Origin of the sequence: Phenylobacterium sp. 58.2.17, from assembly GCF_026411515.1 — a bacterium.
In the GTDB taxonomy this organism is placed as follows: Bacteria; Pseudomonadota; Alphaproteobacteria; order Caulobacterales; family Caulobacteraceae; genus Phenylobacterium.
In genome coordinates this window covers 1-10,498 of the sequence record NZ_JAPMTQ010000074.1, presented here as the reverse complement: position 1 = coordinate 10,498, position 10,498 = coordinate 1, and the positions used below count along the sequence as shown (strand labels likewise).

Below are 10,498 nucleotides of genomic sequence, written 5' to 3'. Positions count from 1 at the left end.
ATGTGTATAAGAGACAGCTCCTCGACCGCCTTGTCGGCGGCGATGCGGGCCTCCTCGGCGGCGCGGGCGGCGGCTTCGAGCTCGGGCACGCGCTCTGGGGCGGCGGCGATGGCGGCCTCCAGCGCCGCCAGGTCCTCGGCCATGCGGGCCAGGGCGGCCTGGGCGTCGTGGGCGATCTGGGTCTCGCGGGCGCGGTCGCCGTCGATGCGGGTCAGGTCGCCGGTCAGGCGCTCGACCTCGGCGGCCAGAGCCTCGCCCTCGCGTTCCAGCCGGTCCTTGTCGATGGCCAGGCGATGCAGGATCGCCGCGGCGATGGTCTCGGCCTCGCGCAGCGGCTTGATCGCCTCCTCGGCCTGCGCGGCGCGGGTGGTGGCGCTCGCCGCCTCCCTGGTGTTGGCCTCGACGGCGGCGACCGCGGCGGCGGCTTCCTCGCGCAGGCGCACGGCGGCGTCGCGGGCCTCGGACCAGCGGGCGAAGAGCACCGCGCCCTGCAGGGCGCGGATCTCGGCGGACAGTTTCTTGTAGCGCTCGGCCTGACGGGCTTCGCGGCGCAGACGGTTGAGGGCGGTCTCCAGCTCGCGCGAGACGTCGTCGAGGCGGGCGAGGTTGGTCTCGGCGGCGCGCAGCCGCAGCTCGGCCTCGTGGCGGCGCGAATGCAGGCCCGAGACGCCAGCCGCCTCTTCCAGGATCAGCCGGCGGTTCTGCGGCTTGGCGGCGATCAGTTCGGAGATCTGGCCCTGGCGCACCAGGGCCGGGGAGTTCGAGCCGGTCGAGGCGTCGGCGAACAGCAGCTGGACGTCGCGGGCGCGCACCTCGCGGCCGTTGATCTTGTAGGTCGAGCCGGCGCCCTTATCGATCCGCCGCACGACCTCCAGCACCGGGGCGTCGTTGAACGCCGGCGGAGCGCGGCGGTCGGAATTGTCGATGGTCAGGACGACTTCGGCGTGGTTGCGCGAGGCGCGATTGCCCGAGCCGGCGAAGATCACGTCGTCCATGCCGCCGGCGCGCATCGCCTTGGCGGAATTGGCCCCCATCACCCAGCGCAGGGCTTCCAGCAGGTTCGACTTGCCGCAGCCGTTCGGTCCCACGATGCCCGTGACTCCGGGCTCGATCCGAAACTCGGTCGGATCGACGAAGGACTTGAAGCCGGAGAGTCGGAGCCTCTGGAAGTGCACGGGCCGGGGGCGCCTCCTACCGCTTGGAGGCCGCGGCGACCGCGGCGTCGAGTTCGGCGGCGGTCATCTCGCCTTCCTTCACCTTCACGCCGTTGAACACGAAGGTGGGGGTGCCGGCGATCTCGCCCTGCTTGGCGTTGCGCGAGACGCGGGCGTTGAGGGCTTGAAGCGCGGCATCGTCAGAAAGGCAGGCTTCGAACCGGGCCTCGCTGAGGCCGCCGGCCTGGGCCGCGGCGACCAGCACAGCGCGGGCGTCGCCGGTCCTGACCATCTCGTCATGGCCGCGGAACACCGCGTCGACGACGGTGAAGTAGTTGTCCTTGCCGGCGCAGCGCGCGGTCAGATAGCCGGCGGCGGCGACCTGGGCCGGCGGCGTCAGGATCTCGCGCAGGGTGTAGTGGACCTTGCCGGTGTCGATGTACTTCTTCTTGAAGGCCGGAAAGACCTCGTTGTTGAACACCGCGCAGTGGGTGCAGCTGAGCGAGGCGTACTCGACCAGCTTCACCTTGGCCTTGGGGTCGCCCAGCGACATGTCGTCGGGCAGGGGCGGGGCGGCCAGGGCCGAACCGGCGCAGAGCGCGACCGCCCCAAGGACGGCGACGGCGATGCGACGGTTCGGCTGGCGCATGGCTTACTTCGAGGCCTCGGCGACGGCCGCGTCGAGCTCGGCCATGGTCATCTCGCCTTCCTTGAGCTTCTTGCCGTTGATCATGAACGACGGGGTCGCGGTGATCTTGTCGACCTTCACGGCCTTTTCGACGCGCTCGTTCAGGGCCTTCAGCGCCGCCTCGTCGGTGATGCAGGCGTTGAACTTCTCTTCGGTCATGCCGGCCGACTGGGCGGTGCGCAGCAGGATCCCGCGCATGTCGCCGGTGGTGAACATCTCCTGCTGGGCATGGAAGATGGCGTCGGTGACCTGGAAGTACTTGTCCTTGCCGGCGCAGCGCGCGGTCAGGAAGCCGGCGGCGGCCACCTCGTTCGGCGGGGTCAGGAATTCCTTGAAGGTGTAATGCACCTTGCCGGTGTCGATGTACTTCTTCTTGAACTCGGGGAAGACCTCGTTGTTGAACTTGCCGCAGTGGCTGCAGGTCAGCGAGGCGTACTCCACCAGCTTCACCTTGGCGTTGGGATCGCCCAGGGTCATGTCGGCGGTGTCGACGGACCCGGCGCCGCCGCTCTTGGAGCAGCCGGCCAGGGCGAGCGCGCCCAGGGCCGCGACGACGAGAAGGCGACGGTTGAAGTTCGGCATTTGCACCTCTGCGGAATTCCGAATGAAAGATTAAAGCGCGATTCCCGGTCCGTGGAACGTGGGCGCCGGGGCGAAGTCAACCAGGCTCAGCCGGCTCCCCGCCGCATAACGCCCCGACCCAACCTCAGCAATGCGGCTTTCAGGGGGCTGTCGGGGGCGTGTTCGAGGCCGCGGGCCAGTTCGGCCTCCTGAGCGGCGTCCAGCGGCGCGGCGCGCCGGCGGGCGGGTCTGGTCTCGGTCGCGGCCGTACGCAGCGGCCCCTGGACGATGCGCAGCTTGTTCACCGCGCCCTCGCCGAGGAACAGGTTCACCCGCGAGACGATCTCGTGCGCCTGGTGCTGGATCAGGGCGGCCGAGGCGCCGGCGACGCGGATCTCCAGCGCGCCGGGGCCGCCGCCGCGCGGCTTGGTCAGCTTCACCGGCTCGGTGCGCTTGGCCAGCTCGACGCCGACGATCTCGCGCCAGCGCGCCTGCAGCGCGCCGGGACCCTGGCCGTACTTGGCGTCCAGTTCCTTGAGCAGCTTGGAAAGACCCCGCCCGGCCACCGGCGGCGGCCGGTGCTGGGGCCGCGTGCGCTTGCGCGCCAGGATCTCGGCGGCTTCGGCGGGAGTGGGCAGGGGGCGGGGCATTGGCCGCCACCTTACAACAAGGCTCCCGTCCGAGGCGAGGATCGGGTAGCTGAGACCTGGTGACGCCCGAGACGCTCCGCGACCGCCTGCTTGCCTGGTACGACGCCAACGCCCGCGACCTGCCCTGGCGGGTGGGGCCGGCCGACCATGCGCTGGGCGAGCGTGCCGACCCCTACCGCGTCTGGCTGTCGGAGGTGATGCTCCAGCAGACGACGGTGCCGCACGCCGCGCCCTATTTCCTCAAGTTCACCCGGCGCTGGCCGACGGTCAGCGACCTGGCGGGCGAGGACGACGGCGAGGTGATGGCCGCCTGGGCGGGGCTCGGCTACTACGCCCGGGCCCGCAACCTGCTGGCCTGCGCCCGGGCCGTCGCGCGCGACCATGGCGGGGTGTTTCCCGATACCGAAGAAGGCCTGCGCGCCTTGCCGGGGCTGGGGCCGTACACCGCCGCGGCGGTCGGGGCGATCGCCTTCGACCTGCCGACCAATGTGGTCGACGGCAATGTCGAGCGGGTGATGGCGCGGCTGTTTGCGGTCGAGACGCCGCTGCCCGACGGCAAGGCCGAGTTGAAGGCCCTGGCCGGGGGGCTGGTGCGCGCAGATCGGCCGGGGGACTGGGCGCAGGCGCTGATGGACCTGGGGGCCACGATCTGCCGCCCCAAGGCGCCGCTGTGCGACCGCTGCCCGCTCAGCGAGGCCTGCGCGGGCCTGGCCGGCGGCGAGCCGGAGACCTATCCGCGCAAGACGCCCAAGGCTGCGCGGCCGCACCGCAACGGCGTGGCCTACATCCTGACACGCGGCCACGAGGTCGCGCTGGTGCGCCGCCCGCCCAAGGGGCTGCTGGGCGGCATGCTCGCCCTGCCGACCAGCGACTGGCGCGCGAGCGTCTGGAGCGATGCGGAGGCCGCCGCGGCCGCGCCGGCGCCGGCCGACTGGCGGGCGGTGGGCGAGGTCGAGCACGTTTTCACCCACTTCAGCCTGACCCTGCGGCTGCTCCGGGCCGAAGGCGACGCCGACGGCCTGATCTGGACGCCGCGCGCCGGGCTGGACGCCCTGCCGAGCGTGTTCCTCAAGGCCGCGCGGGCGGGGTTGAGCAATCTGCTCTAGGCCAGGGCGGCGAGGATGAACTCGGACTTGCCGGCGGTGTAGGCGGCGCGGTCCGCGGGATGCTCGGCGACCAGCCGGGACTTCAGCTGCTCGTAGGCCGTGCACAGGCCAGCGTCGGCGCGAAGCATGTCGCGAAACCGCAGCGTGGCGACCCACTCGGCGCCTCCGTGCACGACGAAGTGGGCCAGATGGGTGCGCGCCGCGCCCTTGCCGAAGATCCGGTGGCCGTCGACGCCGCCGTTTCCGGAGTCGTCGTAGCCCAGCGCGAGCATGGTCGGCGCATGGAGGTCGGCGACGGAGAGGTCCGCCACGCCGACCAGCAGGTCGATGATCGGCTTGGCGCAGAGCCCGGGCACCGACGTGCTGCCATAGTGTTCGATGGCCAGGACGTCAGGGCCGGCGGCGGCGCGGATGCGGGCGGCCTCCTCTTCGAAGGCCCGTCCCCACAGCGGGTTGGGCGCGGCCAGCCGGTTGGCGGTCCGCTCAAGTCCCAGGCCGTAAGGCATGCCTCAGGCCTGCGGCATCGCCGAGCGGATCTTGGCGCGCAGCACGTCGATGGGGGCCAGGCCCTTGTCGGACTTGAAGTGCCAGTAGGTCCAGCCGTTGCAGGCCGGGGCCGACTGGACCATGGCGCCGACCTTGTGGATCGAGCCGGAGAGGTCGCCGACCACCAGGCTGCCGTCGGCGCGCACCCGGGCCATGCGTTCGCCCTTGGGGCAGTAGAGCGCGTCGCCGGGGCTGAGCAGGCCCGCTTCCAGCACCTGGCCGAACGGCACGCGCGGTTCGGACTTCTTGGAGCCGGTGACCTCCAGGTCGCCGGGGGCGATGGGGACGATCTTCGAGATGCGGTCCTTGGCCAAGGCGACGTACTTCTCGTCCTGCTCCAGGCCGATGTAGCGGCGGCCCAGGCGCTTGGCGGCCGCGCCGGTGGTGCCGGTGCCGAAGAACGGGTCGAGGATCACGTCGCCAGGCTTGGTCGACGCCAAAATCACGCGATGCAGGAGCGCTTCCGGCTTCTGGGTCGGATGGGCCTTGGCGCCGTTCTCATCCTTCAGGCGCTCCTCGCCGGTGCACAGCGGGAAGGTCCAGTCCGAGCGCATCTGGACGTCGTCGTTGGCCATTTTCATGGCGTCGTAGTTGAAGGTGTAGCGGCGCGAGCCGCGGCCCTTGGCGGCCCAGATCAGGGTCTCGTGGGCGTTGGTGAACCTGGTGCCCTTGAAGTTCGGCATCGGGTTGGTCTTGCGCCAGACGATGTCGTTGAGCAGCCAGAACCCCAGGTCCTGCAAGGCGACGCCGACCCGGAAGATGTTGTGATAGCTGCCGATCACCCAGAGGGCGCCGTCGTCCTTGAGCACGCGGCGGCACTCGGTCAGCCACTCGCGGGTGAACTTGTCGTAGGCCGCGAAGCTCTCGAACTGGTCCCAGTGGTCGTCGACGGCGTCGACCTTGGAGTTGTCGGGACGCAGCAGTTCCCCGCCGAGCTGGAGGTTGTAGGGCGGGTCGGCGAAGACCAGGTCGACCGACTTCGCAGGCAGCTTCTTCAGCTCCTCGATGCAGTCGCCGTGAATGATCGTGTCGGCCTGAACGCCCATAAGCTCACCTCGATGTCCGGAGTCAGAATCCTGAGTCCTCGTGGTGAACGCGGCTTTACCGAACGTGGTTAACGGCCGTTGATCTTGGTTAACCGGTCCACCTGGCCGAGGCGCCGTGGGCGTGAACGACCGCCAGGACCCGCTCCTCGCCGCCCGGCCAGGTCGTAAGCCGCACCTCCATGATCGCCGTGTTCTCGGGCGGGGGCTCCATGCGCAGCCAGGCGAGCGGGGCGTCGTTCGTGGCTGAGGCGGCAATATATTCAATGGCTTGACGTAGCGCGACCTGGCTTTCGGCGGGCATGTACTGCCAAAACACCGAGTGGTAGATGACGCTCGCCGCGCCCGGGGCCGGAGCCGCCAAGCGTGCGGTCCACTCGACGGCGTCGGCCGCCTCGACGGTGACCTCGTTCGCCAGCGCGACGTCGATCGCCGCGCGAATTCGCGCCAGCCGGTCGAACTGATCGGGCCAGACATAGGCTATCAGACGTCGGCGTTGGACGGCGTCCTTGAGGTCCACCGGGCGGCGGTCGCAGGCTTGGCGATGAACAACCCGGACCTGCGCGTCCAGCGGCGGCAAGACGCCGGACCAGTCGGAAGGCAGCAGCACCGGGCTATCCGGACCCCAGGCGGAACCCGAAAGATCGTAGCGATAGCGGTCCCAGGAGAGGTTGAGGCCGGCGCTGGCGGCGATCTCGAAACAGCGCAGCGGCAGGCCGGTCTCGCGGGCCACGGTCAGGAAGCCGCCGAGCAGGGCCGCCGAGCGGCGCACCTCGTTGGTCTGCGGCTCGTGGTCCATGAAGGCGGCCAGGCGCTCGGCGTGGTCGGTCATCGCGCGGCGCGCTTCGGGCCAGGCCGTGGCGGCGTCGAAGGCCTTGCCAGACTGGGGATAGACGGCGGCGAGGGCGGGATCATCACCGCTCAGCACCAGGTCGTGCAAGGCCCCGACCAGTCGCAGGGGGACGGCGGCGGCCATCAGGGCGCGCAGGTCCTGACCGGTCCATGGGGCGAGCAGGCGGTCGGTCGGCCCGCCGGCGTCCAGGTCCTCGGCGGCGAGGTTCAGCAACCCGGCGTGAAAGGGCGAGCCGAGGGCCAGGCAGGCCTTGGCCTGCAGTCGGAGCGATGCGGAGGCGGCGCTGTCCATGTCCCCGCGATCGGCCGGCGGGGGCAGGGCGTCAATATTGATTCAATTGATCAATCCGCGAGGAGCTCGCCGCGCTCGATCAGGGCCAGGCGGATCGGCTCCCAGCCGCGGCGGTGGATCGGGCAGGGGCCGAGGGTCCGCAGCGCCTCGACGTGGACCTGGGCGTGATAGCCCTTGTGGCCGGCGAAGCCGTAGCCGGGATAGAGGCCGTCCATCTCGACCATCAGCCGGTCGCGGGCGGTCTTGGCGAGGATCGAGGCCGCGGCGATCGAGGCGCTGATCGAGTCGCCCTTGATCACGGTCTTGATTTCACAAGGCAATTTGAATTTGTAGTTGCCATCCACCAGGGCGAAGGCCGGGGCGATGGCCAGCGCCTCGACGGCGCGGCGCATGGCCAGGCCGGTGGCGTGCAGGATATTCAGCTCGTCGATCTCGTCGACGCTGGCGAAGCCGACGCCCCAGGCCAGCGCGCTCTGCTTGATCTCCAGCTCCAGGGCGTCGCGCGCCTTGGCGTTGAGCTTCTTCGAGTCGTTGAGGCCGGCGGGCACGCGGTCCGGATCGAGGATCACCGCGCCGGCGCTGACCGGTCCGGCCCAGGGGCCGCGGCCGGCCTCGTCCACCCCGCAGACGGGGCCCGTCGGACAGGCCAGTTCGAGCATCATGTCGGGCATACTAACGCACCAGCCGTTTGACTTGTTCGTGGCGGTGGCAGCAGGTCAGGTGGTCGTTGACGACGCCGACAGCCTGCATGAAGGCGTAGACGATCACCGGGCCGACGAACTTGAAACCCTTGGCTTTCAAGGCCTTGGACATCTCCTCGGCGACGCGGGTCTGGGCCGGGACCTGGCCGATCTCGCTCCACTGGTTCTGGACCACGCGGCCGTTGGTGAAGCTCCAGATGAACTGGCTGAAGTCCTCGCCCTGCTCGCGCATGTCGAGATAGATCCGCGCGCCGGCGATGGCCGCGTCGATCTTGGCGTTCGAGCGGACGATGCCGGGATTGGCCATCAGGGCCGCGCGCTCGGCCTCGCCGAAGCGGGCGACGACGTCGGGGTCGAAGCCGGCGAAGGCCTCACGGAAAGCGTCGCGCTTTCGCAGGATCGTGATCCAGGCGAGCCCGGCCTGGAAGCCGTCGAGCACGAGCTTTTCCCACAGCGCGCGGGAGTCGTACTCGGGCACGCCCCACTCGCTGTCGTGATAGGCCTCGTAGAGCGGGTCGCCGGCCATGCCGCGCCAGCCGCATCGAATCAGGTCGCCGGTCATGGGGCGCAGTCTTGGCTTTCGGCAGGGAGGGCTTCAAGCGCCGCCGATAGCAGCCCTATCGGCAGGTTTCGCCGCCGACCTTGCAGCAAGCCGCCGATAGCCGCGCCAGGGCGCGGTTTGTCGCGGGCGTTTCAATGTCTATCGGCGTCTATCGGCGTGCGGCAGGTTTTTGTCGGTCCTGACGAATGGCCGCAACAAGAGCGACGGAAACTTCCTCATCCCCCGTTCAGGAGGATGGGGGCAGTTAGTCGCACGCTTCCATCCTCCCCAATGACTTGGATCGTATCTCGTGAGTTCATCGCCTTCTCGTCGCCGTATCGCCGCACGCCTGTTGTGCGGAGTCGCGGCGGCCACACTCTGCGCCGGCGGCGCGCTGGCTCAGACCGAGGAGCATGACCAGGAGACGGAGGTCGAGGAACTGGTGGTCGTCGCCGGCGTCCGCAATCTGCCGGGCTCGGTGATCGGCGACATCACTCCGGAGCTGTCGATCTCGCCGCGCGAGATCCGGGCCTATGGCGCGGCCAGCGTCACCGAACTGCTCGACGCGCTGGCGCCGCAGCTGACCAGCGGCCAGGGTTCGGGCGGCCGGCCGGTGGTGTTGATCAACGGCGGTCGGGTCACCGGCTTCGCCGAGATCCGCGACCTGCCGACCGAGGCGATCGCGCGAGTCGACATCCTGCCCGAAGAGGTGTCGCTGAAGTACGGCTACCCGGCCGACCAGAAGGTCGTGAACTTCGTGTTGCGCCAGCGTTTCAAGGCCACCCTCGCCGAGGCCTCGGGTTCGACCCCGACGCAGGACGGCGGCGGCCAGAGCGCCATGGCGCATGGCTCCGTGCTGAACATCCTGCGCGGTCAGCGGCTGATGCTGGACGCGCGGCTGACCGACACCCAGCCGATCTACGAGGGCGACCGCGACATCGAAGGCGGCGAGGGCGACCTGCGCACCCTGACCTCGGACACCACCGCCCTGTCGTTGAACGGCGTCTATGCGCGGCCGCTGGGCGAGGGCGTCAACGGCACCATCAACGCCGGCCTCGACTTCACCGACAGCCAGGGCAAGCTTGGCCTGTCGCCGTTCTCGGACGACGCGCTGCTGCGCCGCTCGGAGACCACGTCGGGGCGGCTCGCCGCCGCCGCGGCCGGCGCCTATGGCGGCTGGCAATGGTCGTACACCGGCGGGCTGACCCAGGACGTCGCCAAGTCCTCGACCGACCGCGACTTCAGCGGCGTGCCCTATACCGACCGCACCAAGAGCACGACCACCACGGCGCAGTCCGACATCGTGCTGAACCGCGCGCTCTGGGAGTTGCCGGCCGGCAAAGTCAGCACGACCCTGACCGCGCGGGCCTCGGCCACCCGGTTCGAGAGCGAGGCCGACCGCTTGGGGGTGTCCACGTCGAACACCCTGGACCGGAACATCGGCCAGCTGCAGGCCAATGTCGACGTGCCGCTGATCCGCGCCGGCGAAGGGCTGGGCGAGCATCTGGGCAAGCTGTCGGCCAATGTGAATCTCGGCTACCAGAACCTCTCGGATTTCGGCGACCTGCAGACGCTGGGCGGCGGCCTGAACTGGACCCCGATCAAGCCGCTGCGGGTGCTGGCCTCGTTCACGCGCACCGACCAGGCCCCGACCATGAACCAGCTGGGCGACCCGCTGACCGCGACGCCGGGCGTGCGGGTGTTCGACTTCCAGACCGGCCAGACCGTCGAGGTGACCCGCGTCAGCGGCGGCCTCTCGACCCTGGACGCCAGCCAGCGCGACACCTTCAAGCTGGGCGTCACCTACAAGCCCTGGGACAAGCTCAACCTGAACTTCCAGGCCAACTACGTCTCGACCCGCACCGACGACGCGATCGCCGCCTTCCCGTCGGCCTCGACCCAGATCGAGGCGGCGTTCCCCGACCGCTTCGTGCGCAACGCGGCCGGCGAGCTGACGCTGATCGACGCGCGGCCGGTGAACTTCGCGCGGCAGTCGCGCGACGAGCTGCGCTATGGCTTCACCTATTCGCGGCCGGTCGGCCCGCAGCCGACGCCTGAGCAGATCGCGGCGATGCGCCAGCGGTTCCAGGCCGAGCGGCAGGCGCAGCAGGCTCAGGGCCAGCAGGCGCAGGGCCAGCAGGCTCAAGGGCAACGACCTCAGGGGCAGCAAGGCCAAGGTCAGCAAAGTCAGGGCCAGCGCCAGGGAGAAGGCCCGCCGGACGGTCCGCCGCCTGGCGAGGGTCCGCCGCCCGGCGGCGGCATGGGCGGATCAGGCGGCGGCATGGGCGGCGGCGGCTTCGGCGGTCCGGGCGCTGTATCTAATACACATCTACGAGCCCACGAGTCTAGCCTCATTATCTGGTA

General features: G+C 70.0%; 10 protein-coding genes and 1 pseudogene. 2 read left to right on the top strand and 9 right to left on the bottom strand.

Annotated features, from left to right (window positions below; translation table 11 throughout):
• From OUA97_RS22500 to OUA97_RS22485, 4 genes are all read right to left on the bottom strand, one after another.
• A partial coding sequence (locus tag OUA97_RS22500; RefSeq protein ID WP_267234322.1) for an AAA family ATPase occupies positions 1-1,175 on the bottom strand: 1,175 nt, incomplete at its 3' end.
• Positions 1,176-1,191: 16 nt separating this feature from the next.
• Positions 1,192-1,803, bottom strand: coding sequence for a thioredoxin domain-containing protein (locus OUA97_RS22495; protein WP_267234321.1), 612 nt, complete (start codon positions 1,801-1,803; stop codon positions 1,192-1,194).
• Between the two features lie 3 nt (positions 1,804-1,806).
• A complete protein-coding gene (locus tag OUA97_RS22490; RefSeq protein ID WP_267234320.1) occupies positions 1,807-2,424 on the bottom strand; it encodes a DsbA family protein in 618 nt (205 codons plus the stop codon).
• 86 nt (positions 2,425-2,510) lie between these two features.
• Entirely contained in the window at positions 2,511-3,053 is a 543-nt protein-coding gene (locus OUA97_RS22485) for a DUF721 domain-containing protein (RefSeq protein WP_267234319.1), read from the bottom strand.
• 56 nt (positions 3,054-3,109) lie between these two features.
• Between OUA97_RS22485 and mutY the strand changes: the two genes are divergently transcribed.
• A complete protein-coding gene (gene mutY / locus OUA97_RS22480; RefSeq protein WP_267234323.1) occupies positions 3,110-4,159 on the top strand; it encodes an A/G-specific adenine glycosylase in 1,050 nt (349 codons plus the stop codon).
• Here the strand turns inward: mutY and OUA97_RS22475 are convergent.
• The 5 genes from OUA97_RS22475 to OUA97_RS22455 form a co-directional block, all read right to left on the bottom strand.
• Positions 4,156-4,665 carry a GrpB family protein gene (locus OUA97_RS22475; protein WP_267234318.1) on the bottom strand — a complete coding sequence of 170 codons (510 nt, stop codon included), beginning with the start codon at positions 4,663-4,665 and terminating at the stop codon, positions 4,156-4,158. The two genes, mutY and OUA97_RS22475, sit on opposite strands and share 4 nt — an antisense overlap.
• Positions 4,666-4,668: 3 nt before the next feature.
• The gene (locus OUA97_RS22470) at positions 4,669-5,751 is read right to left on the bottom strand and encodes a site-specific DNA-methyltransferase (RefSeq protein ID WP_267234317.1); all 1,083 of its coding nucleotides are present in this window, start codon (positions 5,749-5,751) and stop codon (positions 4,669-4,671) included.
• An 88-nt stretch (positions 5,752-5,839) separates the two neighbouring features.
• Positions 5,840-6,892 (bottom strand): DUF2332 domain-containing protein, encoded by a 1,053-nt coding sequence (locus OUA97_RS22465; protein WP_267234316.1) that lies wholly within the window; start codon positions 6,890-6,892, stop codon positions 5,840-5,842.
• Positions 6,893-6,942: 50 nt separating this feature from the next.
• Complete coding sequence (locus OUA97_RS22460; RefSeq protein WP_267234315.1) at positions 6,943-7,563, bottom strand: ribonuclease HII; 621 nt, start codon at positions 7,561-7,563, stop codon at positions 6,943-6,945.
• Position 7,564: 1 nt separating this feature from the next.
• Positions 7,565-8,155 (bottom strand): DNA-3-methyladenine glycosylase I, encoded by a 591-nt coding sequence (locus OUA97_RS22455; RefSeq protein WP_267234314.1) that lies wholly within the window; start codon positions 8,153-8,155, stop codon positions 7,565-7,567.
• 289 nt (positions 8,156-8,444) lie between these two features.
• Here OUA97_RS22455 and OUA97_RS22450 point away from each other — a divergent pair.
• A pseudogene (locus OUA97_RS22450) lies at positions 8,445-10,498 on the top strand (hypothetical protein); the annotation flags it as partial.

Coding starts and splice junctions, on each gene's coding strand:
- OUA97_RS22465 (WP_267234316.1), bottom strand. CDS start 6,892: ATGGACAGCGCCGCCTCCGCATCGCTCCGACTGCAGGCCAAGGCCTGC.
- OUA97_RS22495 (WP_267234321.1), bottom strand. CDS start 1,803: ATGCGCCAGCCGAACCGTCGCATCGCCGTCGCCGTCCTTGGGGCGGTC.
- OUA97_RS22490 (WP_267234320.1), bottom strand. CDS start 2,424: ATGCCGAACTTCAACCGTCGCCTTCTCGTCGTCGCGGCCCTGGGCGCG.
- OUA97_RS22470 (WP_267234317.1), bottom strand. CDS start 5,751: ATGGGCGTTCAGGCCGACACGATCATTCACGGCGACTGCATCGAGGAG.
- OUA97_RS22475 (WP_267234318.1), bottom strand. CDS start 4,665: ATGCCTTACGGCCTGGGACTTGAGCGGACCGCCAACCGGCTGGCCGCG.
- OUA97_RS22485 (WP_267234319.1), bottom strand. CDS start 3,053: ATGCCCCGCCCCCTGCCCACTCCCGCCGAAGCCGCCGAGATCCTGGCG.
- OUA97_RS22460 (WP_267234315.1), bottom strand. CDS start 7,563: ATGCCCGACATGATGCTCGAACTGGCCTGTCCGACGGGCCCCGTCTGC.
- OUA97_RS22455 (WP_267234314.1), bottom strand. CDS start 8,155: ATGACCGGCGACCTGATTCGATGCGGCTGGCGCGGCATGGCCGGCGAC.